Source organism: Pseudomonas sp. PvP001, assembly GCF_040546375.1.
In the GTDB taxonomy this organism is placed as follows: domain Bacteria; phylum Pseudomonadota; class Gammaproteobacteria; order Pseudomonadales; family Pseudomonadaceae; genus Aquipseudomonas; species Aquipseudomonas coleopterorum.
On sequence record NZ_JBEPNQ010000001.1, the window covers coordinates 1835937 to 1860907 of the forward strand.

The window sequence follows — 24971 nt, forward strand, 5'->3', positions numbered from 1 at the left end:
GGCGAGCGGTATGCCTGATTGACCGCGTCAACCGCCGACGCGGCTCGCGCCGCTGCTACAGAGGCCACAACCGCTCGCGACGGGCTTTTGTAGCAGCGGTGCAAGCCGCGTCCAGGCGCACTGCGGTCTGCCTGATTCACCACATCGGCGGCCGAGGCGGCTACAGTGGGTGATTCGGGGGGCAACTTGCCCGGTATATGACCAAGTTGTATGATGTCTGTTAACAACCCGCCCACAGGACACGGAGACAACAATGCCTAACATCCTCGGTCACAACTTCATCGGCGGCAACCGCAGCGCCAGTGGCGAGCCCAAACTCAAGAGTGTCGACGCCACCACCGGCGAGGCGCTTCCTTATGCCTTCTACCAAGCCACCGATGCCGAAGTCGACGCCGCCTGCCAGGCCGCCGACAACGCTTTCCTGGAATATCGCCAGCTGAGCCCCGCTCGCCGTGCCGAATTCCTGGACGCCATCGCTGACGAACTCGATGCCCTGGGCGATGACTTCGTGGCCATCGTCTGCCAGGAAACCGCCCTGCCTGCCGGCCGCATCCAAGGCGAGCGCGGTCGCACCAGCGGCCAGATGCGTCTGTTCGCCAAGGTACTGCGCCGCGGCGACTTCCTCGGTGCCCGCATCGACCTCGCCCTGCCGGACCGCAAGCCGCTGCCGCGCGTCGACCTGCGCCAGTACCGCATCGGCGTCGGCCCAGTGGCCGTGTTTGGCGCCAGCAACTTCCCGCTCGCATTCTCCACGGCTGGTGGCGACACCGCCGCAGCCCTGGCTTCCGGCTGCCCAGTGGTGTTCAAGGCCCACAGCGGTCACATGGCGACAGCCGATCTGGTCGGCACCGCCATCATCCGCGCAGCGGAAAAAACCGGCATGCCCAAAGGCGTGTTCAACATGATCTTCGGTGCCGGCGTCGGTGAGCCGCTGGTCAAGCACCCGGCGATTCAGGCAGTCGGCTTCACCGGCTCGCTGAACGGCGGCAACGCGCTGTGCAAGATGGCCGCCGAGCGCGCCCAGCCGATCCCGGTGTTCGCTGAAATGTCCAGCATCAACCCGGTCGTGCTGCTGCCGGACGCCTTGGCTACCCGCGGCGAAACCGTGGCCAAGGAACTGGCAGCTTCCGTGGTGATGGGCGGCGGGCAGTTCTGCACCAACCCAGGCCTGGTGATCGGCGTTCGCTCACCGGCCTTCAGTGCCTTCCTCGAGCACCTGCAAACGCAGATGGCAGCCCAGGCGCCGCAGACCATGCTCAACGCTGGCGGCCTGCGCAGCTACAGCAAAGGTGTCGAACACCTGCTAGCGCACGAAGGCATCACTCATCTGGCCGGCAATGCCCAGGAAGGCCAACAGGCCCAGGCACAGCTGTTCAAGGCCGACGTGAGCCTGCTGCTCAACGGCGACGAACTGCTGCAGGAAGAAGTCTTCGGCCCGGCCACCGTGGTGATCGAAGTCGCCGACGATGCCGAACTCAAGACCGCCCTGCAATCGCTGCGCGGACAGCTGACCGCCACCTTGATCGGCGAAACCGCTACCGACCTGGTCAAGTACCAGTGGCTGGTGCCGGTGCTTGAGCAGAAAGTCGGTCGCATTCTGGTCAATGGCTACCCGACCGGCGTAGAAGTGTCCGACGCCATGGTCCACGGTGGCCCTTACCCAGCCACCTCCGATGCCCGCGGCACGTCGGTCGGCACCCTGGCGATCGACCGCTTCCTGCGTCCGGTCTGCTACCAGAACTACCCTGACGCGCTGCTGCCCGAAGCACTGCGCAATGCCAACCCGCTGGGCCTGCAGCGCCTGGTCAATGGCGAGTGGAGTTCACAGCCGATCGCATGACGCATCGGCGGTGACAATGAACGGCGCGATCTTGATCGCGCCGTTTTTTTTGCGTCACCGTTCTCACTTTTTGTTTCAGCTCTGCCGCCCGTGGCCGATATGGGGAAATCACCAAGACCTTTTCATGGCGACCGCCATAAGCACAACGATGGTCGTCCAGGTCTGACCCTTTACTGTCAGGAGCACATTTTATGAACGGCTGGTTCGGCAATATCAGCGTTACCCGAAAACTTGCATTGGGCTTCGGCCTGGTGCTGGTATTGACCGCGCTGTTGGCGCTGACCGGCTGGACCAGCTTGAGTAGCCTGATCCAGCGCAGCAACTGGATGAGCGATATTTCCGAGCTCAACAACAGCCTGACCAAGCTGCGTATCGTGCGGCTGCAATACATGCTGGCCAACGGCGACGACGCTTCGGCGCAAACCGTTCAAACCCAGCTCGACGCTTTCAAGGCTCAGCAGCAGAAGCTGATCGAAGGATTCAAGAGCCCGGAAAACCTGCAGCGGCTCAAAGCCCAGGCGGAACAGATCGAGGCGTACCAGAAGTCGCTCAACCAGATGCGCGACGGCTACAAGACGAGCAACGTGGCGCGGCAGAACATGACCGACACGGCAGCGGCCGCCACTGCACTGGTCGCTCAGATCAACGACGCCGTACTCGCCGTACCCGACATCGAACTGCGCTTCGAAGAATTGCAGGCCAGCGCCCGGATTCGGGAATTGACCCAGCAGACGCGCTATGAAGTGCTTGCCTATGTCAGCAACGCCAACGAAAAATCCGAGCAGGCTGCATTCGCGCAGATGGACCGCGCTGCGGTCGAACTGCAACAACTGTCCACTCGCCTGCCTACCGAGCAGGCCCGCATGCAGCAGCTCATTGCCGCACTGGTCAATTACCGCAATGCGGTGACCAGCTTCAAAGCATCGATTGCCACCATCACTACCGCACGCGCCGAGATGACCGTCGAAGGCTCGGAAATCGTCCGCCTCAGCGATGAGCTGTACAAGATCCAGATCCAGCGCCGCGATGCCGAAAGCGCCGAAGCGCGCAGCTATCAGATCGGCGCGGCACTGCTGGCATTGATCTTCGGCATCCTCGCCGCCTGGATCATCACCCGGCAGATCACCCGCCCTCTGCAGCAGACCCTGGACGTGGTCGAGCGCATCGCCAGTGGCGACCTCAGCCACGACTTGAAGGTGACGCGCAAGGATGAACTGGGTGTGCTGCAGCAAGGCATCCAGCGCATGGGCGCCACCCTGCGCGAATTGATCGGTGGCATCCGCGACAGCGTCACCCAGATCGCCAGCGCAGCCGAAGAGCTGTCCGCCGTCACCGAGCAGACCAGTGCCGGGGTCAACAATCAGAAGGTCGAGACCGATCAGGTCGCCACCGCCATGCACGAGATGACCGCGACCGTTCAGGAAGTGGCTCGCAACGCCGAGCAGGCCTCGGTGGCTGCGACCACGGCTGACGAGGAAGCGCGCGAAGGCGACAAGGTCGTCGGCGAAGCGATTGCGCAGATCGAAAAGCTGGCCGAGGAAGTCCGCCGCTCCACCGAAGCGATGAACGCGCTGCAGAAGGAAAGCGACAAGATCGGCAGCGTCATGGACGTGATCAAGGCCGTGGCCGAACAAACCAACCTGCTGGCCCTCAACGCGGCTATCGAAGCGGCCCGCGCAGGCGAGGCCGGACGTGGCTTTGCGGTGGTGGCCGATGAAGTGCGCGGCCTGGCCCAGCGCACGCAGAAATCTACCGAGGAAATCGAAGGGCTGGTGGCAGGCTTGCAGGCGGGTACCCAACAGGTCGCCAGCGTCATGCTCAGCAGCCGCGGCCTGACTGATAGCAGCGTCGAGTTGACGCGCCGCGCCGGCACGTCGCTGGAAAACATCACGCGCACGGTGTCCAGCATCCAGGCCATGAACCAGCAGATCGCAGCAGCCGCCGAGCAGCAGAGCTCGGTCGCCGAGGAAATCAGCCGCAGCATCATCAACGTGCGCGACGTGTCGGAACAGACCGCCTCGGCCAGCGAAGAAACCGCTGCCTCAAGCGTCGAACTGGCCCGCCTGGGTAATCAGCTGCAGATGATGGTCAGCCATTTCCGTGTTTGACCAAAACACGCCCAAACCCTGACGCGGCTCGCGCCGCTGCTACAGAAACCCCATCCCTGTAGCAGCGGCGCAAGCCGCGTCAGGCACCAACCCCATCCCTGTAGCAGCGGCGCCAGCCGGCGTCCGGCACCAACACGATCCCTGTAGCAGCGGCGCAAGCCGCGTCCAGCAGCAACCCCATCCCTGTAGCAGCGGCGCAAGCCGCGTCCAGCAGCAACCCCATCCCTGTAGCAGCGGCGCAAGCCGCGTCCGGCAGCAACGCGATCCCAACCGCTCACTCCACTTCCTTCAACACCCGCTCTTCATGAAAGAAGTCATTGGGGTCCACCCCGGCGCGGAAGAAGTACCCGTAATCCTCCAGGTAATACAACGTCTCCACCCGCTTGAAACTGTCCTCCAGATGCGCACACCGCAGCTTCTTCGCCTGCCCGCTCAGACGGGCGTTGACCTGCGCGGCGGGCACCTGCTGTTCGACCCTGCAGTCGAACGCCTGGCGCGGCTTGCCGTACTCGCCCACCACGCTGTTGCTCATCTTGCCGTCGGTGACATAGCCCAACTGAGCGCCCACCGGCATGTTCTTCCAGTCGCCGCTGAACGCAATGGCGTTCAAGCCGATGTTACTCCACCATCGGCGCCTCGCCGCTGTACACGGTCTGCTGGGCCAACGCGACCAGCCCGCGAAAGCTCACCGCCTGCCCCTCGAAGTTGCTGCCCTTGGTTCGCACGGCCAGCAGGCCCGATGCCTTGTCCTGGCTGAACGACTTCTCCTCGGTGAACGGCGCACTCTGCCCCTTGAGATGAGCGGTGCCGGTTTCCACTGTCCGCTTCAACTGTTTTGCCGGTGCCGGCAGATTCAACTGTTTGACCGCCGACAACGCCGGCGCCTGCACCCTGGGCGTGGTCAGCACCAACGGTGCCTTGGTCCGCGGTTTGAACGCCGGCAACGCGGCCAGGCCCTCGGGCTTGCCGCAGGCCGCATCGAACAACAATCGATAGTCAGGATCGCTGCCCTTCACCGAGTAGGTCTTGGGCTCGAAGAACACCCCGCCATCGGTCACGGTGTTGTGTTCGTCCAGGTCATACCCGGCCAGCAGGCTGAAGGTCTGTTTGCCGCAGTCCAGCGCATAGCGTTCGCGCTTCTGCGCATAGGGCGCGTTGTACGGCAGGTCGTGACCGATGCTCGGCGAATCGTAGCCGGCCCAGAACTGCAACTGGCCGTCGACGGTGGACAGGCTGTTGCGGTCGATCAGCACATACTGCTCGTCACCCTTGCCCTTGAGCACCCGCCAATCCGGCTGGGGCGTCGTGGCGCAGGCACGCTGGAAGGCGGGGCTGGCGTTGAGCACCTCGACCTGGACGGCAGGAATCGGGCGCGCCGGTGCGTACTTGCCATCGGGGCTGGCGAAATAGATACGCTTCACGCCATCCAGATAGATCAGGCTGGCGCTGGGGCTGGAGCAGGCCGCATCGACCTGCAACAGAAAGCCGAACGGGGATGTCTCGCTCTTGGGCTGCAACAGCATGAAGCTCAGGCGGTCACCGTTGCGCATCACGCTCTGCGGCACGGGCGGCTGCGACATCGCCTCCTTGAACATGTCCTTGGCCTGTTCGTTGCCCAGGCTGCCGTCGTCGGGCCCCTTGCTGGAGCAACTGGCCAGCGTGATGAGGGCGGCGAGCAATGCGATGCGCTTCATGATGAGTCCTGGCAGTGGCGATCAGGCGTCATGGTAAGCGGCGGATCGAAAGCGGTGCAATCCATCTGCGCCCTCCTCATCAGGCATAGATTCAGCAGGCATAGATTCAGCAGGCGTAAATGGCCAGCTTGTCCTGAATGAAGTCCAGGAAGCACTGAATCCGCAACGCCAACTGCGAATTGCGGTAGTACACCGCATGAATCGGCTGTCGATAGCCGCTGTTGGTCTCGGCCAGCACCACCTGCAAACGCCCCTGACGAATGTCTTCGTGGGTCATGAAATGCGACAGGCAGACAATCCCCTGCCCCTCCAGCGCCAACTGACGCAACGTTTCGCCACTGGACGCCGCAATCCGCGGCTGGATCTGCAACCGATCGCCCTCGGCATGGCGCAACGGCCAGTGATTGAGGGTTTCGGTCTGGGTGAAGCCCAGCAGCACATGCTGGCTCAAGGCAGCGATAGTCTCGGGAACGCCATGGCGTTCGAGGTAGGCCGGGCTGGCGAGGATATTCAACGGCGTGCAACCCAGGGAGCGTGCGTGCAAGGTCGAGTCGGCCAGCACGCCGATGCGAATGGCGACGTCGGTGCTGTGCTCGATCAGATCGATGATCAGATCGTCACTGTTGAGCTCCAGTTGAATGTCCGGATAGCGCTCGCGAAATTCGGCCACGTACGGGACGATCGCGTGCAGCATGAACGGTGACGCGGCATTGATGCGCAAGCGCCCGGCCGGCGTCTGCTGACGCAGCGACAAGCGCTCTTCAAGCTCATCCATGCGCGCCAGGATGTCCTTGGCCTGCTCGAAGAAAAACCGCCCCTCCTCGGTCAGGTCCATGCGCCGTGTGGTGCGGTTGATCAGGGTCGTGTCCAGCTTGGCTTCAAGCTTGGACAGCGTGCGGCTGACCGCCGATGGGGTCTGCCCGAACTGCTCGGCGGCCGCGGATATGGAGCCGCTCTGGATGACGGCGACGAAGACTTGCAGCTCATCGGATCGGGATTTCAAGGCAGGCCTCATCGGGTGTACCGGGACGTGCGCAACATACACCAATCGCTACCCGGACGAGCGTACCGTCAGCCCAGCACCTTGGCCAGGTGCGCTTCATAGCGCGCGACGTCGTTGTCGATGTCGGGTCTCTTCATCACATCGACGCTGAGGAAGGTCGGCAAGGCGGTCATGTCGAGAAACTCGTTGGCCTTGTGGAACGGGAAGTACACCGCGTCCACCCCTTTGCCCTCGAAGAAATCGGCAGGATCGTCGAACGCCTGCTGCGGCGCGTTCCAGGTGGCCGAGATCATGTACTGCTTGCCCTTGAGCAAACCGCCGCTGCCATATTTCTGCGAAGCATCGGAACGCGTGCGGCCGTCGTTGGCGTAGAGGCTGCCATGGCCTTCGGTGAACACTTCGTCGATGTACTTTTTCACGGTCCACGGCGCGCCCATCCACCAGCCCGGCATCTGATAGATGATCACATCGGCCCATTGGTATTTCTGCACTTCTTCGGCGAGGTCGTAGCCGCCGTCGATGAAGGTCTGCTTCACGTCGAAGCCGGCGCGGTCCAGGTAGGCGACGGCGGCGTCATGCAGGGTCTGGTTGTAGCGACCGTCGGAGTGGGCGAACTGCTTGCCGCCGTTGAGCAGGAGAATCTTTTTCATGAAGAGGGCCTCGTTGACTGTGCGAGAAATATCGATGGGCGCAGTCTAGAGGCCTTGGTTGCGGGGAGTAAGGCAGCGATACGCAAATGTATGTTGCCTGGCAGGCACGAATGAAAGCTCATTCGTGCGATTTCCTTGGCGAGCCGAAATCCGCCTGTCGGTATGTCCGCGCGGATTTCAGCTCATGACCACAGCGCTTCCTACTCCTTGCTCAGGTCCACCAACGGTGTCTGCCGCACTTCGGTCTGGCGACCGTCGCGAATCGTGTCGATGGTTCTTCAGCGCCTTGTCCACGGCAGGCTTGTCCGCCAGCAGGCTGTAGCTGATGCTGAACTGCTTCTGCTGCTTGGGCTCGATGGTCGGGACCAGGTTCAAAGGACGCTGGTAACGGCGGTTATAGGAAAAACTGGTACCCGGCTCCAGCCCCGTCACGTACCCCTGACCTTGGGTATCGGTGTTCTTCCACAACGAGAACACCGGCAACTGCTGGACATTGAACCCCACTGCCACGCCCAGGCTACCGGCCTTGTTGTGCAGCACGGTCAGCGTGTCGCCCTTGGCATCGCCGTAGGGCACCACGTTGTAGACGGTTTCGTCATAGTCCTTGGTCGGCGCGCGATAGGTCTGCCAATCGCCCAGGTCGCCCTTGGCCTTGTCGTTGAACGGCGACACCTGTTTGACCGCTGCGGCGAACCGCGCGCCCGCCTCCAGGAACGGCGTGCTGAAGTTGCTGTGATACAGCGCCTGGTATTCCTTGGGGTAGTCGCCGTTGTTGGTCAGGGTGTCGTTGAGCACGAAACGGGCCGCGCCGGGTTCGGTCACCAGCTCGGTCTGTACGCTGAAGTCGACCTTCTTGAAGGCCTGCTCCTTCAGCTCGCCACGCACGTGAATCGCATAGGGCGGCGCTTCGTCGATGTGCACCGTGACCTTGCTGGCCGGAATGTTCGCAGCGCGACCATGCAAGGTCAGCAACTCGCCATTGTCCATGCCGGGGTGACCGACCCACTCGTAACCGCAACGGGTGACCAGCTCGTTGAAGCCTTCCAGCCAACCCAGACCACCTCGGCCGTTGAGCTCGATGAAGGCCGGATTGACCACCTCCTTCACCGGCGAATCCCAGCCCATTCGCGCATCGCCGACCTGGGCATGGAGCACGTTCATGCCGCGCGTAGGCACCAGCGTCAGCTTCATGGTGCCGTTATCGATATCGATCAGGCTCACACCTTCCTGACGGCCGCCGTGCAGGGTTCGCATGGTGATGGAAAACGGCTTGTCGACTTTGGCGCCCAACTGTTCGCTGGTGATGCGCTGGTTCTGCGCAGGCTTGTCGCTGTCCAGCAGCACGAAATCCCAGGCCAGGGCATGGGCGCTGAGGGTGAACGCGGAGATGGCACAGGCGAGGGGTAGCAGTTTCATGGGGGTGGCCCTTTATTGGAGTTATGAGGCAGCAGAGTGAAACGTTTCAGCTTTCGAGTCTAGTCGTCTTGGGGGGATTTGAAAATGGGTCTGGAGGACGCTTTAAGATTCGTCTGATGGGGTTGCGGCGCCCAGCGCGGCACCATGGCTGCGTCTGCTGATCAGGCATTCAAGACCTGTGCAGGCTTCCACTCACTCCCCACTACAAGGGCAATGCAAATGCTGAAGAACCTAGGGAAATACACGCTCGCCTGTGGCGCTTCGTGCCTGTTGCTGGCCGCTGCCAACGTGCAGGCCGCCGACGGTCAGATCGAGTTCACCGGCGCGGTCACCGATAACGCCTGCACCATCAATACCAATAGCGTGAACAGGTCGGTCGAGCTGGGCCAGGTCCGTATCGCCGATTTCGGCCCGGCGGTCGGTGATGCGGCCGGAGGCAACACCTTTTCCATCAGCCTGGACAATTGCAGCACCACCACCCGCAAGAACGTGGCCATCCGCTTCAGCGGCCAGCAGGACGCCGTCGACTCCACCTTGCTGGGCCTGACCGGCGAAAACCAGGTCAGGGGTGTGGCGATTCGCATCAACGACCAGCGCACCGGTAACCAGGTCGCCCTGAACACGCCAACCTCCGATTACGCACTGCGCCCGCAGTCGAACACCTTCGACTTCAGCGCCGAGTATGTGCGGACCGCGGTCGACACCAAGAACGAACAGGGCGAAGTCACGGCATCGGGCATTGGCACCGGTCAGGTGTATGCGCTGGCCAGCTTCGACGTCATCTACAAGTAACTCACTGGCCAAGGCCGGCCCGGGCCGCATCCCGGCTGGCCTTGCCGAGCATGAAGGTATGTCCATGCGTTCCAGATTCCTTTCTCTTCTGACCCTGTTGCCTGTGCTGCTGGCAGGTCAGGCGAGCGCCGCCGTATCGGTAGGCGCTACCCGCGTGATCTATGACAGTGCCGCCAAGGAGGCCAATCTCAGCGTCAGCAACCGTGGTGAAGACGCGCCCTATCTGGTGCAGTCCTGGGTAAGCGCCTACGGCACCCAGACGGAAAACAGCGTCGAAGGCTTCCTCGTCACCCCACCGCTGTTTCGCCTGGATGGCAACAGCGAAAACGTGCTGCGCATTCTCTACACCGGTTCGCAGTCGCTTCCGCAGGACCAGGAAAGCCTGTTCCTGATGAACGTCAAAGCGATTCCGGCCATGACTCAGGAACAAACCGCGCAGAACGTGCTGCAGATCGCCCTGAAAACCTCCATCAAGCTGTTCTACCGGCCCGCAGGCCTCAAGGGCACGCTCAAGGAAGCAACCGCCAACGTGGCCTGGCACTCGAACAACGGCAAACTGCAGGTGCGCAACCCCTCCGGATTCAACCTGGTGGTCAGCGAGTTGAAGGTCAACGACGTCGCCACCGCGGACATCCCCGATGTCATCCGCCCCGCAGAACAGCGCCAGCTCGACGTCGCAGCCAAGCCTGGCGACCGCATCATCCTGAGCTACATCGACGAATACGGCAGCACCCTCGTCGCACCCACTGCCCAGGTCAACTGACCCTCCCTGACTTCAGGATGCCCCATGCTCCGTTCGCACCTTTTCATGCGCTCACGCGCGGTGAAGGTCATCGGCTGCCCTTTTTTTGCAGCCCTGGCCTTGCATCTCGCCGATGCCCAGGCCGGCTACCGGTTCGATTCCTCGTTTCTGGAAATTGGTGGCGGTCGCACATCGACTGCGGTGCAAGAACAAGTCAGCGCATTGAGCGAAGGGCAGTTACCCGGGATCTACCACGTCAACGTGAGCATCAATCAGAAACAGGCAGGCCAGAGCGACCTGCGTTTCATCCGTGACCCACAAACCCCAGCCCGCTCGGTCACCGGCTTGTATCCCTGCGTAGACAGCGAATTTCTATTGAGCAATGGCGTCTCCTCCGACGTGCTGCAAGGTGCCACCGAGGTGGAAACCGGCTGCATGGACTTGAGCGGCCCGCTCAGTGGCGTGAGCTACGACTACGACTTCAATCGCCAACACCTCGACATCCAGATTCCCCAGGCGTATCTGGGCAGCATTCCGTTTGCGCTGCGGCGCAAGCAATGGAGCGAAGGCGAGCAAGTCGCGTTCGCCAACTACAGTTTCTCGGGCAGCGCCTCGCAGTACGATGGAAAGGCCCGTCAGAACCAGTTCGGCACCCTGCGCAGCGGCATCAACAGCGGCCCGTGGCGGTTACGCAACCATTCGACCTGGCGCAAGGGCACCGGCAATCCGGGCCGCTGGCAGAATCTGGAAACCTACGCGCAGCGGGATCTGGGCAACCTGATGGCGATCGCCACCGTGGGCGAGGCCAACACCGAAGGCGACCTGTTCGACGCCCTGCCTTATCGCGGCGTGGGGGTGGCCTCCGACCTGGACATGCTTCCCGATCAGGCTCGGGAGTTCGCGCCTGTGGTGCGTGGCATCGCCAACGGCCGCTCGCGGATCACCATCCGCCAGCGCGGCTATGTGATCGACGAACGCTGGGTGCCTTCGGGCCCTTTCGCCCTGACCGATCTCTACCCCACCTCCAGCAATGGCGACCTGGAAATCACGGTAGAAGGGCCTGATGGGCAGCGACAGGTGTACACCCAGTCGTTCTCCTCTGTGCCGTACATGCTGCGCGAAGGTCAGCAGAGCTACTCGTTCTACGCAGGCCACTATCGTCCCAGCGAAGACAGCCAACAGCACGCCGCACCGGCTTTCGCCCAGGCCACCCTGCGCCGGGGTTTGAGCGGCGGCACCACGGTGTTCGGCGGGACCTTGACCAGCGCCGAATACAACGCCGGCCTGCTGGGTCTGGCGCACGACTTTTCCGGCCTGGGCGCTGTATCTCTGGATGTGACCCACGCCCGTAGCACTGGCGTGGGCGCAGGCAAAGCCAGTGCAAGCGGGCAGTCCTACCGCTTTCGCTACTCCAAGTCACTGGCCGCCACCGACACCAACTTCAGCCTGATCGGCTATCGCTATTCCACCAGCGGCTACTACTCGTTCAGCGAAGCACTCAACAGCCGAGAGAACGTGCAGGCGCTGTCCAGCTATCGCAACGGCCATGTCAAAAGCAACTTCACCGCCAACATTTCCCAACAACTGGGCAATTATGGCGGGCTGTACGCGAACCTGTCGAAATCGGCCTACTGGAACTACAGCAAGGCCGACACCTCGCTCCAGGTGGGCTATAACTTCACAGCGCACAATGTTTCCTACTCCCTGGGCCTGGGCTTGAATCGGGGCAATGAAGTGGACAGCCGCAGCGTGTCGCTGAGCATCAGCTTGCCGCTGGGCGGACCGTCGGGGCAGCGCGCCACCTTCAACACCAGCCAGAGCTCGACGGGCCAGGCATCACGTACCGCAACCCTGAGCGGCAACGCGTTGCCGGAGGGAGCACTGAGCTACAACGTGGGCGTTTCGCAACAAACCAGTGACCAGAGCGACGTCCTGGGCTCATCGATCGCGGCGCGCTATGACGGCTCCCGCGCAGTGGTGCACGGCGCCTACAACCGCTACGGCAATGATCAGCAGCTGGACTACGGCATTGAAGGCGCGGTGCTTGCTCATCGCAATAGCCTGATCTTCAGCCAGCCGCTGGGCGAGACCAACATCATCGTTGCCACTCCCGGGGCTGCCAATGTCAGCGTGCTCAACAAGACCGGCGTGTACACCAACGCCGACGGCTACACGGTGGTGCCATCGGCCCTGCCCTACCGGAGCAATCGCATTTCGCTGGACACCGAAAGCCTGCCCGAAGACATCGATATAACGCAGCTGGTGCAGGAGGTCGCACCGACCCGCGGCGCCTTTGCGCTGGTGGATTTTCACACCCAGCGCGGCCGCCGGGTACTGCTCAAGCTGAGCGATCAGTTCGGCAACCCGGCTCCTTTCGCCGCCAGTGCACAGTTGCTGGACGTGCAGGGCGTTCCTCTGAACGCCGCGATGGTGGCCGACAACGGACGGATCTTCCTCAGCGGTGTGCCGGACAAGGCGCGACTGCAGGTCAGCGTCAATGGTCAATCCTGGTGCGCGGTGGCACTGGACCTGGCCGATCAACCCACCACCGGCATCGCCCAGATCCAGTCCCAGTGCGACCGGCCCGCGACCGCCCAACAGCCAAGCCAAGGTGCACCCAATGTATGAAGCCTGTTTGAAAAAGGCCGTCCTGGGCATGCTCAGCGCACTGCTGTGTCTGCTGAGTGCGCCGGCTCAGGCCTTGATCGAAAACAACATGACATGCAACAACAGCAACTCGTCCGGCGAGTTGGGCAATGTAGCCCCCAATACGCGATTCACCCTGGTGATGGAAGGGAGCTGCACCATCACCCGTTGGTATCCGGTGGGGGCATCACTGCAGTTCGTGCAGAGCAAGCCAATAGGCACACCACCCAGTGTCATGGCGTTCTACCTCGGCACAGGTGCGCAATTGCCAGAAGTACCGGTCGGCACGCCCGGCACCGTCTGCATACCCATAAGCTGTCAGCCTCTGAGAGTCGGCCGTGTGGTCCCCTATTCCGTCGCACTGGTAGGCATCACAGCCGCCACCACCGGTCAGCACTGGCTGGTGGTACAACTCACCGACACCTCCATCGGTGGCTGGCACAACTACGGCGACTACATCAACTCGCTGCTGATCCGCTACACCGTCACGGCCCCGTCCTGCAGCCTGACCTCGCCGGGCACCGTCAACCTGAACTTCGGCACCCTGCGCAACGACAGCCTGCAGAACGTCAGCCAGAACACCACCGTCTCGCTCAACTGCGCCACGGCCTTGCAGGCCAACGTCACCCTGGCCTCCAACCAGCAGACCATGGACGCCGCCAACGGCCTGTCGACGACCTCGCTGTCCGGACTGAACATGGCTGCGCGCTGGACCGACAGCAACACCGCCGTCTCGCTCAACAGCGCCCGCAGTATCAACCTGCGAGCGGGCGACAACAGCCTGAACCTCGGCTTCAGCCCACGTCTGGCCGCGGGCGCATCACCGGCCGGCAGCTTTCAGGCGCAATACACCCTGACCATCGATTACCGCTGAGGCATTGGCCATGAAACGTTCTGCCCTGCTGACCCTTCTTCTGGCGTCGATGATCGACACCGCCGCACTGGCGGCCAGCGATACCGTCAACATCAGCGTTCGGGGAACACTGACCCGCCCGCCTTGCGTGCTGGCCAGCAGTTCGACCCTGACGGTCGACTTCGGTGACGTGCGTACCGACCAGGTCGCCAGCGCCGCACCGATAGCGGTGCCGGTAACACTGACCTGCCCGGCGGGCTCGTCGCTGAGCGTTGGCCTGAGTTCCAGCAACAACACCTTCACAGACACCGTGGCACGAACGACCGCCAACAATCTGGGTGTCTCGCTGACCTGGACCAGTAACAATACGGCCGCCAACCTGGCCAACGTCAAACGCGCTCTGACCGGACAAAGCGGAACGGTGGACCTGAGCCTGAGCGCACGACTGGTGCAGCGTGGCGAGCTCACGCCCGGCAGTTTTACCTCCACCTTAGTGATGAACATCGAGTACCTATGACCATTCGTCATCTTGCCCTGCTCGCCTGGCTTTGCTCATCCGGTGCGCTGGCCGCAGGCGATAGCGCCCGTATCGAAGTGACCGGCCAACTGATCTCCCCGCCCTGCAGCGCCCGCTTCGCTGGTGTTCAGCAAGTGGATCTGGGAGTGGTATCGCTCAATCAACTGCACGACGCCAAGGTCGGCAGCGTCGATGTGCCCTTGGTCTTCGATTGCCGTGACGCCAGCCGCGTCGACCTCAAGCTGTCGGCGGCCAGCACCAGCGATCGCCGCACCCTGGCCACCAGCCTGGCACAGCTGGGCTTGCGCCTGAGCCTGCTGCGGCCGCAGGTGGCGGGGACGGAGATCGATTTCGGCCTGGGCCAGAGCAATGCCTTCACCGTGTCCGGGAAGACCCTGGAGCTGGTATTGCGAGTCACCCCGGTCATGCTGGAAGCACTGCCCGAGGCGGGCAGCTACAGCGCCTTGCTGATGCTCGAAATGACCTACCTGTAGCCGCCTACTCGAACTGCTCGGCCCGTATGCAGTACGTCAACAGCGCTTGATCGCTGTCCACTTCCAGCTTGCGCATGGCGGCCACCTTCTGCGCACTGACGGTCTTGATGCTGCGGCTCAGGTGGCGAGCGATATCGCTGACGCTCAACCCCGTCACGAACAGGCGCAGCACTTCCAGTTCCTTGGGTGACAGACTGGCAAACCGCTCATCGACCTGCTGAGTACTGCCGACCACCGAACTGGCGGGGGCCTGTGGGCTGCGGTAGCTGCGTCGATCGCTCAGGGCGCTCAAGGCCTTCTGAATCTCTTCGTGAAGGTGGTTTTTCTGGATCACGCCCGCCACCCCGAGCTCGTCCAGACGCGACAGGATCAGGCTGTTGGAAACCATGGTGAGCACCAGCACCTGAGTGTCGGGGAAGTGGCGCAGCACGTACTGGATCAGTTTCAATCCATCGCCATACACGGCATCGCCGGGCATGTTGTAGTCGGTGATTAGCACGTCCGGCCGATGGGTCTGTAGTTGCTCCACCAACTGGCTGGGGCTGACGGCCTCGGCCACCACGGCAAAGCGTTGATCGCGCATGACCATCTCACGCACCCCCACCAGGACAATGGGGTGGTCGTCGGCAATGACGACTTTCAGTTGTTGCATAAGCTACCTTCCGTGCGTTGTCCAATGATCATGCGCGCGGCTCCTCTCGCAGAGCCATCGCCACTACGCGCAAGCGTTCCAGCAACACCTTGATACCGGCACTGGCGCGCGCGTCCAGAGGGCCTTGCCCCAAAGCGGCCTCCCATTGACCACAAGCCATGGATAGCGCCGTGGCCCGTACCGTGGCCAGGCCGCCGTTGAGGCTGTGCAGACGCTGTTGCACGAGGGTGCCGTCACCCGAACGCAGACCCTGTTCGATCTGCTCGATATCCTCATGCAGCGTACGTTCCATCAGTTGGCGCATCGCCGGTGACAGGTCGATCCAACCTTCGAGATCCACCGCCAGCCCGCCGCCCTGCGCTTCGCTGCAGTGGGCCAGCACCGTCGCGCGCAGCATCGACAGACTCAACGGTTTGACGACCCAGGCATTCATGCCCACTTGCAGGCAACGCTCACCTTCTTCGCGCATGGCGTTGGCGGTGACCCCGATGATCGGCACCGTAGCGCCGATGCGACGCAGCTCGCGGGTCAGCTCGTAACCATTCATGCGTGGCATGTTGACGTCGGTAATGACCAGGTCGAACGCTTGCGCGGCCCACGCCTGCAAGGCCCGCTCGCCATTTTCCGTCACCGTCGCCTGGGCCCCCAGCGCCTGCAACTGCTCTTGCAATATCGCCTGATTGATCGGGTTGTCTTCGGCTACCAGAATCTGCAAAGGCTTGCCTGGCAAGCGGCTACCCTGCTGGGGCTGCGAGGCCACCGGCGGCGCTTGCAGGGCGACAACGGGCAGTTCCAGCAACAGCGAAAAACTGCTGCCCAGGCCAGGCTCGCTGACCACGCGCATGCTGCCGCCCATCAACTCGCTCAAGCGGGCGCAGATCGACAGCCCAAGCCCGGCACCCGTGCTCTGGTCACGCTCGGACACCTGGTAAAAGGGTTTGAACAGCTGCTCCAGAGCCTTTTCCGGGATACCCGCGCCGGTATCGGACACCTGCCACTGCAACGCCACGCGCGCCTCGCCCATTTCCACCACGGCCAGACGTACCAGTACCCGGCCCGATTCGGTGAACTTGATGGCATTGCTCAACAGGTTGTTGAGGATTTGCCGAATGCGCCCCGGATCACCGCGCAGGCGCGCAGGCACCTGTGGCTCGATCTCGGTTTGAATCGGCAGACCCTTGTGCTGAGCGGCCGCCGTGAAACCGCGGACCGCCTCCTGCACCAGATCCTGCGGACAGAAGGTAATCGCCTCGAGCGCGATCTGACCGGACTCGATCTTGGACACATCCAACACATCGCTAATCAGCTGAAACAGCACCGCCGACGAGCCTTGAATCACTTCCAGATACTGACGCTGACGATGGTTGAGATCGGTCAGGCCGAGCAGTTCCAGATTGCCCAGCACGCCATATAGCGGTGTGCGAATCTCGTGGCTCATGGTGGCCAGGAACAACGTCTTCGCCTCACTGGCCTGGTCCGCCGTGCGCCGGGCCTCCTCCATGGTCTGCGCCGTATCGACATGTTGGGTGATGTCGTTGAAACCGCACAGCAGCACATCCTCGCCCTGATAGCGGGTCGCCACGAAGCACGCCTGCAAGTGTCGTCCGGCCACCTCCAGCCAGACCTCATCGGGGGCGGCAGGGACGTCACCGAGGTTCAGCGACTTGATCAGTTCGGCGGTGCCCTGCCACTCCCGTGCACGCTGGTTCTCGAGCAACACTTCGTGGTCTTCGCGGCGCACGACACTCAAGCCGACCGGGGCGTTGTCCATCATCACCCGGTTGAACGCCTCACCCTCGAACAGACGCTGTTGAGCACGCTGCGCCGGCTGCACGATCTGCAGGCGATACCAGCGATTGATCCACCACCCCACCAGCAAGGCCAGCAATACCGTCAAGCCAAGGCCAACCAGCGGCCACTTGGCGTAACGCAGAAAATCCTGATAGCTGATGGCGTACAGCGCGGTCCAGCGCGCGCCGTTTTCAGTGCTCATCTTGAACCGCAAGCCCTTGCCGCTGAAGCTCAAGCCCATCGGCGCCTGACTGTCATCGTCCAGGCTGCCGAGCAATACCTCGCCCTGGGGCGAGATCAGGGTGAACTGGTTGTACACCGGCCGTCGCAGCAGTCGTTCGATCTCGTTGATCTGCCCCATGTCCAGCAGCGCCACTACGGTGGTCAGGCCCTGTTCCTGCCGTGAGGGCATCATGCTGGCAGGCAGGTCGACGCCGATGCTCGCGACCAACGTCTTGGCAGTGCTGTACAGGCCCGATGGCGCCCGTAGCCAGCGCACCCCCGTGCCGCTGAGCAACGGCCGCTGTGGCTGCAATTGCTCACGCAGGCGCCCGGCTATCTCCAGATACTGGGTTTGGCGCAACGGCAGACGCTGCCGCGTGCCATCAGTGCCTGGCACGGCAATGTCGAACTGAGCGTTGGGGGCGAATACGAACATCTGCGGCGAGGCGTAATAGGAGCCAGCCCAATAGGTGCTGTAGTAATCGGTCAGCTGAGTACCCAGGGAGAGCGCACCGCGGGTTTCCAAGCTGGTCAGCCGACTGTCATAGGCCAAGGTGAAAGGCAATGACAGTGGCAATGCGCGCCCCTGAAACAGCTCGCGATGACCATCGCTGCCCAGCGCCGTCGTGCTGGCCGGTTGGACGTCGGCCAACAGGCTGTGGTTGGTGCGATCGTAGGCGCTGGCCACGTTGCGCAGGAACGTCTCATGCTCGTGGATGTTCTCGATCACCCGCGCGAAATGAAACTCCACCTTGTCCTGTTCCGCCTCGACCAGGCGGCTGACGGCCCAATAGCTGGTGCTGGTGAGCAGCAGCGTCAGCCCCGCCAACAGCAGCAGGCCTTTGTTCAGGCGCTGCGAACTGAGCGCCAGCGCCCCGAGACGCAAGCTTGCATGCTTCATGATCAATACCGTTGAAGCCTTGATGAAAGGCGTGTTGCCTGGCCGTGGCCGTTGACGCCTGAATGCAGGCGACCCTTCCCTTGGGCTTCGTAGACATCGGACCCTGTCCGATCAGCTTAGTGCTGGCGCAGGGCCATCTTCTATCAGCAAAGTGCTGAAACGATCAACCGCGACGGCGGGCGAGATGAGAAACCCCTGTACCTGCTCACAGCCGATACGACGCAGCAGCATGAGCTCGGCATGGGTTTCCACGCCTTCTGCCACCACGGCCAGACCAAATTTGCGGCACAGCTCGACAATGCTCTGCAGTGCCGTGGCCAAGTGCTCGTTGTCGGCACATCCGTGCACCAGCGAGCGGTCGAGCTTGAGCTCGCTGAAAGGCGTGGACACCAGATTGAAGTACGAGCTGAAGCCCTGACCGAAATCATCCTGGGCCAGGCCAAAGCCCTTCATGCGCAACCGGCACGCGCCCGCGTAGTAATCGCTGAGCTGATGGGTGGTGGAGGTTTCCATCAGTTCGAAGATCACCTGTTGTGGATCGGCACCCTGCTCCACGACCTGCGCATGCAATCGGTCAGCCAGATCATGCTGATCCAGCAGATGGGTCGGCAGATTGATCGACACGGGAATGCTGTAGCCCTTGCGCCGCCAGTGCTGCTGCGCTGCCAATGTATGCCGCAAGGTCAGCCACAGCAGTGTTTCTTCCAATCCCGCCCGCTGCACCAACCCGAGAAAGGCCCCGGGCATCAACAACCCTGCACCAGGATGCAGCCAGCGCGCCAATGCCTCGGCGCCGACGATGCGGCCATCGCACAGGCTTTTCTTGGGCTGGAACCAGGCCTGTATCTGACCGTTGTGCAGCGCTGCCGCGACGGCGTCCACATCCTCCAGGATCGGCTGGCCGATCGCGCCGCGCGGCGCGCCGCCGATCTGGTCCAGACAGTCGCGCAGGCGTTGCACGGCCGTCGCCTGCACGGGTTTGGAGATCAGACCGGCGACGGTCAGCCCCAGATTGCGCGCGGCCAGACCAGCCCCCTCCAACATGCGTCGCGACGCCACGCTCATCAGCGCCAGTACCGGAGGGTTGTCCAGAGTCGCCAGTTGCTGGATCAGCTGTACCCCATCCATGCCGGGCATCAGCAGGTCACTGAGGAGCAAATCGTAATGGCCGCCAGCCAACGATTGCAGCGCTGTCTGCCCGTCCCAGACGGTGTCGACGTTGAAGCCACCCGCTTCATTGAACACATGCACCAGATACTCATGTTGAAAGGGGTGGTCTTCAACGATGAGCACGCGATAGGGACTCACGCCACCCTCCGCGGGTAGTGCTGCAGGCACTGGTGCAAGGCCCGCAACGTCACCGGTTTGATCAGGCACTGGTTCATCCCCGCGGCCAGGCACTTGTCGCCTTCTTCGCGCATGGCATTGGCCGTGGCACCGATAATGGGCAGCGTGCAGTCACGCTGGCGCAACTGTGCGGCAAGTTCATAGCCGTTCATGCGCGGCATGTTGACATCGGTCAGCACCAGGTCGAACTCGGCAGCGTGCCACAGCGACAACGCCTCGACACCGTCACCGGCCAGTACCACGTTGCAGCCCAGCTCCTCGAGCTGATCACGCAGAATCAATTGATTGATCACATTGTCCTCGACCACCAGCACGCGAAGATTCAGCTCCATCTCAGCGGGAGCTTCGGTGACACCGGTGCATTGCTTGCGCGCTTGTCCCTGGGCACGGGACACCGCTTCCCTGATCTCTTCCAGATTGTTGAGGTTGGCCTGCCAGATGCCTGAAAGCGCTGCATCGAACATCAGCTCCATGGGGCTGGCGATGACCCTGGGACCGAGCCAGTGCGGCACAAGACTGGACTCTTCGGCAACCGTCTCCAGCTCGACCAGTACGGCATCGACAGGCACCTCCCCTGCTGCCGGCACCCCAACCTGGGCAATCGCGCCCCAGCGTCGCAGCCAGCCGCAGACGCTGTCGGACAGATCGTGCATGCGCGACACCACATAGACCCTATGGGCCATGAGTGGCTCGGCATTGACCAGGCCCGGCTGCTCGCGCACCTGCTCCAGGGGCACATCGAAGGCGAAGCTACTGCCCAGACCCGGTTCGCTGACCACTCGCAGATTGCCGTTCATGAGATGAATCAGACGCTTGCAGATCGACAGGCCCAAACCGGTCCCGGCTACCACATTGGCATTGCCACTGGCCTGGAAAAACGGCTCGAACAAATGCTGCTGATCTTCGCGGCTGATGCCCTTGCCGGTATCGACAATCTGCCAGTGCAGCACCGGGCGCTCGTCGTCTCGCGTATCCACGCGCACCCGCAGCACGATGCGACCGCTGTCAGTGAACTTGAGCGCATTGCTGAGCAGGTTGTTGAGCACCTGGCGTAATCGGGTGACATCCCCACGCAACTGCTGCGGCATCTGCGGATCGATGCAGCTGAACAGCCGCAAGCCTTTGCCTTGAGCGGCACCGGCATACCCCTGCATGACTTCCCGAACCAGCGCCAAGGGCGAGAAGGTCGTCAGCTCCAGCGACAATTGCCCTGCCTCGATCTTGGCCACATCCAGCACGTCGCAGATCAACTGCAGCAGGTTGGCCGACGAGCCCTCGATGGCTTTCAGGTAGTTGCGCTGCTGCCCATTGAGTTCGGTTCGCGTCAGCAGCTCCAGGGTGCCCAGTACGCCGTAGAGCGGCGTACGGATTTCATGGCTCATGGTGGCGAGGAACAGCGTCTTGGCCTCATTGGCCGCGTCCGCCGAGCGGCGCGCCTGCTGCAATGCTCGCTCGACCTGTTTGCGGGCACTGATATCGCTGAACGCGCAGATCAGAACCTCTTCGCGCTGGTAACGCGTCGGCGCGAAGGCGAGGTAAAGATGGCGTCCATCGGCCAGTTCGATTTCGTCGCTGCCATTGCGGTCCAGTTGATCGAAGGCCCGATGAATCCAGCCATGACACAGCTGCTCACGCTCCTGGCCATGGCCCAGCCACTGCTCCGCCAAGGGGTTCTGCAGCACGACCTTGCCATCGCTACGACGCAGCACGCACAGCGCCACGGGCGCGATGCGAATGACGGTGCTGCTGAACGCTTCACTCTCCACCAACGCTTCAATACGGTGACCTGCCGGGATGATCAGCCGCCGATCGATGCGCCGAACCAGCCAGCACATCAGTATCGTCGCAATCAGGCACGACAACAGACAGGTCAACACACGTGCGGCCAACGCCGGAAGCAGCGCACTCAGCTTCAGGGTGTAGACGATCTGCCATTGCGAATAGCCCAGCTGTTTCTTGATCGCCAGATGCTGCGGAAGCCAGCCTCCGCCCACCAGGCCAAAAGCGTTGCTGCTCCTGAGCAGGTCGAGCGCCTGGTACGCCGATTGACCGACAGCACTGGTGAAAATCACCTCACCCCTGGCATCGAGCAGCAGAAAATCTCCAGCGCTGTCGTGGCGCAGCGCTTCCATCAGGTCTGGCACGTCCACTTCCAGGCCCAGCCACCCTGAAGCCGGACTGCGCTCGTCCAGCCGAGTGAAAATATACAGGGGCGAAGCGGCGTCGCTCTGATCGCTGAGCCAGAGGTAGTCGTTGGTCGGTTGTCCAACCCCTTCGAAGGCTCGCAGCCTGCGAGGCACGCACATCGGTACGGGAGAAAGGCTGTCGGCGATACTGAACAGACGGGTGATGGTGGACGTCTGGTCTGGCGCCAGGCCCTGGCCCGCACCGATATACAGGAGGTTGACCTTGCTCTGTCGCAGGTGAGCGAGCATGCGCTTGGTCAGCCACAAGCTCCAACTGTCGGCGCCTTGGCCCAAGGCAATATGCACCTCTTCGGTGGGTACCTCGTTGAGGTTGGGCTTGGGTTGCACCACATTGCGCACAGCTGAAAGCCCCAGGCTTCTGAGCAATGTCTGGCGGCTGACGAAGAAATTCTGAGCATCGGAGATGGCCGCGTTCATGTCGCTGCGGCGCAGACTGACCTCATCATTGAAGGCCGTACGCAGATAACTGCCTGCACCGGCGAACAGCCCCAACACCAAGGCTGCGGCAAACAGATGCAACAGTTTGCGCGCCGCCTTGGGCGTCGAGAAGGAAGAGTCCAACGGTTGCAAGAAGTGTTTGAGTTTCATGGGGCGCACACTACGCACCCCACTGCACCCGGCCCATCAGACGATTCTTAAACGCTCATGGCGGTCAGCGCTGGTACGACTTGACGATCGCCGAGAAATCCAGCCCGCCCCTCCCCGCGCAAACTCATCGCCTGATACAACTGCTGCGCCACCGCCCCCAGAATCACCGGCTGGCGGGCCTGCTTGGCCGCCTCGGTCGCCAGGCCCAGATCCTTGAGCATCAGTTCGGCTCCAAAGCCCCCGCTATACCCACGAGCAGCCGGCGCTGTCTCGCTGACGCCCGGCCACGGATTGTAGGTGTCCGAACTCCAGCATCGGCCCGTAGAGCTGTTGATGATCCCGGCCAGCACCTGGGTATCGATGCCCAGCGCATTGCCCAGGGCCATGGCCTCGGACACACCGACCATGGAAATTCCCAGCAGCAGGTTGTTGCAGATCTTGGCGATCTGCCCGGTGCCCACCTCACCACAGTGAACGATGTTTCGCCCCATCTGCGCCAGCACTGGCTGCAACTGGCCAAACAGCTCGGTCGAGGCGCCGACCATGAACGTCAGGGTGCCCGCCTGGGCGCCGCCAGTGCCACCCGATACCGGCGCATCGGCCAGGTCGACACCCTGCTTGGCCGCTGCGGCGGCAATGTCGCGCGCGGTCTGCGGATCGATGGTGCTGCAATCCACCGCCGGCGTACCGGAACGAATACCCGCCAGCACGCCCTCCTCGCCCAGGTAGACGCTGCGCACATGGGCGGCTGCCGGCAACATGGTGATCACCAGCTCGCCCTGCGCGGCGGCATCCTTCGGCGATGCGCTGATATGCCCGCCCAACTGCGCCAGTTCGGCAAGCACAGCCTGGTTGAGATCGAACAGGTGCAACGTATGGCCGGCCTTGAGCAGGTTGCGCGCCATGGGCGCGCCCATGTTGCCCAGGCCAATGAAAGCGATGTTCATGGCGGTGCTCCTACTTCAGGTTGATGGTGGTGTTGACGCCATCGTTCACGCTGTCGTCATCGAACCAGCGCGCCGTGACTGTCTTGGTCTGGGTATAGAACTGCACCACCTGCTTGCCGTAGGGCCCCAGATCGCCGAGTTTGGAACCGCGCGACCCGGTGAAGCTGAACGAAGGCACCGGCACGGGAATCGGGATATTGATGCCCACCTGGCCCACATCGATCTCGCTCTGAAACTTGCGCGCCGCTGCACCGCTCTGGGTGAACAGCCCCACACCGTTGCCGAACGGGTTGGCGTTGACCAGGGCGATGGCATCATCGAGGGTGTCGACTTCCAGGGTGATCAGCACCGGTCCGAAAATCTCCTGGGTGTAGATCTGCATATCCGTGGTGACACCGCTGAACAAGGTCGGCCCCACGAAGTTGCCCTGCTCGTAACCGGGGACCTGCACACCGCGGCCATCGAGCTCCAGCTTGGCGCCTTCCTGCACCCCGCTGTCGATCAAACCCGTGACACGCTCCAGCGCACGTCGGGAAATCACCGGCCCGACGTCGGTGCCCGGCTCGCTGCCTGCGTTGACCTTGAGTTTCTGCGCCAGCGCCTTCAGGTCCGGAATCCACTCGCGGGATTTGCCCACCAGCACCGCCACCGAAGTCGCCATGCAGCGCTGCCCGGCTGCACCGAACGCAGCGCCGACCAGCGCATTGAGGGTCTGCTCGCGGTTGGCGTCCGGCAATACCACCGCATGGTTCTTGGCCCCCATCATCGACTGCACACGCTTGCCATGGCGGCCAGCCAGGTCATACACATGAGTGCCGACCGCAGTCGAGCCGACGAACGACACCGCTTTGATATCGGCATGGGTGCACAGCGCATCCACCACTTCCTTGCCGCCATGCACCACGTTCAGCACGCCAGGCGGCACACCCGCCTCCAGCGCCAGCTCTACCAGCTGGACCGTGGACAGGGGATCCTGCTCGGACGGCTTGAGCACGAAGGTGTTGCCGCAGACGATGGCCATCGGAAACATCCACAACGGAATCATCGCCGGAAAGTTGAACGGGGTGATCCCGGCACAGACGCCGATGGGCTGACGCAAGGTGTAGGTATCGACGCCACCTGCGACGTTCTCGGCGAACTCACCCATCTGCAGGCTGCCGATGGAGCAGGCGTGCTCGACCACTTCCAGGCCGCGGAAAATATCGCCTTCGGCGTCGGCAATGGTCTTGCCCTGCTCGGCACTCAAGGTCTGGGCGATCCGTTTGGAGTGTTCGCGAATCAGGGCCTGCAGCTTGAGCATGATGCGCATCCGCGCACCCAGCGGCGTCAGACGCCAGGTCTTGAACGCACGCTGCGCGGCAGCAACCGCGGCATTGACTTCATCGGTCGTGGCGAAGGGCACACGCGCCAGCACTTGCTGGGTGGCCGGGTTGACGATGTCGCGCCATTCCTGAGTGGTCGATGCGACCCACTGGCCATCGATCAGCAGTTTCACATCGTCGAGCTTGCTGGCATTCGGTTGAACGGACACGTTCATGGATGACCTCCGCGTATTTATTGT

At 62.5% G+C, this 24971-nt stretch carries 17 protein-coding genes and 3 pseudogenes; 9 read left to right on the forward strand and 11 right to left on the reverse strand.

The genetic code is table 11. From position 1 onward, the window contains the following. Window positions 1–253: 253 nt before the first annotated feature. The 3 genes and pseudogenes from ABMD26_RS08475 to ABMD26_RS22170 all read left to right on the forward strand — a co-directional run bounded on the left by ABMD26_RS08475 (window position 254) and on the right by ABMD26_RS22170 (window position 3948). Window positions 254–1840 carry an aldehyde dehydrogenase (NADP(+)) gene (locus ABMD26_RS08475; RefSeq protein ID WP_134723094.1) on the forward strand — a complete coding sequence of 529 codons (1587 nt, stop codon included), beginning with the start codon at window positions 254–256 and terminating at the stop codon, window positions 1838–1840. Window positions 1841–2166: 326 nt separating this feature from the next. Beyond that, a pseudogene (locus tag ABMD26_RS22165) lies at window positions 2167–3045 on the forward strand (methyl-accepting chemotaxis protein); the annotation flags it as partial. A gap of 198 nt (window positions 3046–3243) precedes the next feature. After that, a complete protein-coding gene (locus ABMD26_RS22170; RefSeq protein WP_376787137.1) occupies window positions 3244–3948 on the forward strand; it encodes a methyl-accepting chemotaxis protein in 705 nt (234 codons plus the stop codon). 274 nt (window positions 3949–4222) lie between these two features. On the opposite strand, the gene ABMD26_RS08485 is transcribed toward ABMD26_RS22170, so the two are convergent. The 5 genes and pseudogenes from ABMD26_RS08485 to ABMD26_RS08505 all read right to left on the reverse strand — a co-directional run bounded on the left by ABMD26_RS08485 (window position 4223) and on the right by ABMD26_RS08505 (window position 8711). Beyond that, the gene (locus ABMD26_RS08485) at window positions 4223–4558 is read right to left on the reverse strand and encodes a hypothetical protein (RefSeq protein WP_354309042.1); all 336 of its coding nucleotides are present in this window, start codon (window positions 4556–4558) and stop codon (window positions 4223–4225) included. A 7-nt stretch (window positions 4559–4565) separates the two neighbouring features. After that, entirely contained in the window at window positions 4566–5642 is a 1077-nt protein-coding gene (locus ABMD26_RS08490) for a hypothetical protein (protein ID WP_354309044.1), read from the reverse strand. A gap of 106 nt (window positions 5643–5748) precedes the next feature. Continuing rightward, entirely contained in the window at window positions 5749–6645 is an 897-nt protein-coding gene (locus ABMD26_RS08495; protein WP_354309046.1) for a LysR substrate-binding domain-containing protein, read from the reverse strand. A gap of 68 nt (window positions 6646–6713) precedes the next feature. Further along, window positions 6714–7295 (reverse strand): NADPH:quinone oxidoreductase MdaB, encoded by a 582-nt coding sequence (mdaB, locus tag ABMD26_RS08500; protein WP_134723097.1) that lies wholly within the window; start codon window positions 7293–7295, stop codon window positions 6714–6716. 200 nt (window positions 7296–7495) lie between these two features. Next, window positions 7496–8711 (reverse strand): annotated as a pseudogene (locus ABMD26_RS08505) (aldose 1-epimerase family protein). A gap of 219 nt (window positions 8712–8930) precedes the next feature. On the opposite strand from ABMD26_RS08505, the gene ABMD26_RS08510 reads away from it, so the two are divergent. The 6 genes from ABMD26_RS08510 (at window position 8931) to ABMD26_RS08535 (ending at window position 14755) form a co-directional block, all read left to right on the forward strand. Continuing rightward, window positions 8931–9503 (forward strand): fimbrial protein, encoded by a 573-nt coding sequence (locus ABMD26_RS08510; RefSeq protein ID WP_354309049.1) that lies wholly within the window; start codon window positions 8931–8933, stop codon window positions 9501–9503. A 64-nt stretch (window positions 9504–9567) separates the two neighbouring features. Further along, window positions 9568–10266 carry a fimbrial biogenesis chaperone gene (locus ABMD26_RS08515; protein ID WP_354309051.1) on the forward strand — a complete coding sequence of 233 codons (699 nt, stop codon included), beginning with the start codon at window positions 9568–9570 and terminating at the stop codon, window positions 10264–10266. A gap of 24 nt (window positions 10267–10290) precedes the next feature. Continuing rightward, on the forward strand, window positions 10291–12873 hold the full coding sequence (locus ABMD26_RS08520) for a fimbria/pilus outer membrane usher protein (RefSeq protein ID WP_354309053.1): 2583 nt from the start codon (window positions 10291–10293) through the stop codon (window positions 12871–12873). Beyond that, on the forward strand, window positions 12866–13765 hold the full coding sequence (locus ABMD26_RS08525) for a fimbrial protein (protein WP_354309055.1): 900 nt from the start codon (window positions 12866–12868) through the stop codon (window positions 13763–13765). The genes ABMD26_RS08520 and ABMD26_RS08525 overlap by 8 nt, the downstream gene beginning before the upstream one ends. 10 nt (window positions 13766–13775) lie before the next feature. Then, window positions 13776–14261: a fimbrial protein gene (locus ABMD26_RS08530; protein WP_192069091.1), complete on the forward strand. Its 486-nt coding sequence runs from the start codon at window positions 13776–13778 to the stop codon at window positions 14259–14261. After that, window positions 14258–14755, forward strand: a complete 498-nt coding sequence (locus tag ABMD26_RS08535; protein WP_049858611.1) for a fimbrial protein — start codon at window positions 14258–14260, stop codon at window positions 14753–14755. The genes ABMD26_RS08530 and ABMD26_RS08535 overlap by 4 nt, the downstream gene beginning before the upstream one ends. Window positions 14756–14759: 4 nt before the next feature. Here ABMD26_RS08535 and ABMD26_RS08540 read toward each other — a convergent pair whose 3' ends face one another. From ABMD26_RS08540 to ABMD26_RS08565, 6 genes and pseudogenes are all read right to left on the reverse strand, one after another. Beyond that, a complete protein-coding gene (locus tag ABMD26_RS08540; RefSeq protein WP_090356094.1) occupies window positions 14760–15407 on the reverse strand; it encodes a response regulator in 648 nt (215 codons plus the stop codon). A gap of 28 nt (window positions 15408–15435) precedes the next feature. Next, the gene (locus tag ABMD26_RS08545; RefSeq protein ID WP_354309058.1) at window positions 15436–18321 is read right to left on the reverse strand and encodes an ATP-binding protein; all 2886 of its coding nucleotides are present in this window, start codon (window positions 18319–18321) and stop codon (window positions 15436–15438) included. Between the two features lie 111 nt (window positions 18322–18432). Beyond that, the gene (gene pvrR, locus ABMD26_RS08550) at window positions 18433–19629 is read right to left on the reverse strand and encodes a response regulator cyclic di-GMP phosphodiesterase PvrR (protein WP_134723104.1); all 1197 of its coding nucleotides are present in this window, start codon (window positions 19627–19629) and stop codon (window positions 18433–18435) included. Continuing rightward, a complete protein-coding gene (locus ABMD26_RS08555) occupies window positions 19626–22463 on the reverse strand; it encodes an ATP-binding protein (protein ID WP_354309060.1) in 2838 nt (945 codons plus the stop codon). Before ABMD26_RS08555 ends, pvrR begins: the two co-directional genes overlap by 4 nt. 64 nt (window positions 22464–22527) lie before the next feature. Further along, window positions 22528–23410, reverse strand: a pseudogene (gene mmsB / locus ABMD26_RS08560) (3-hydroxyisobutyrate dehydrogenase). A gap of 10 nt (window positions 23411–23420) precedes the next feature. Further along, window positions 23421–24947 (reverse strand): CoA-acylating methylmalonate-semialdehyde dehydrogenase, encoded by a 1527-nt coding sequence (locus ABMD26_RS08565; protein WP_049858606.1) that lies wholly within the window; start codon window positions 24945–24947, stop codon window positions 23421–23423. Between the last annotated feature and the right edge of the window lie 24 nt (window positions 24948–24971).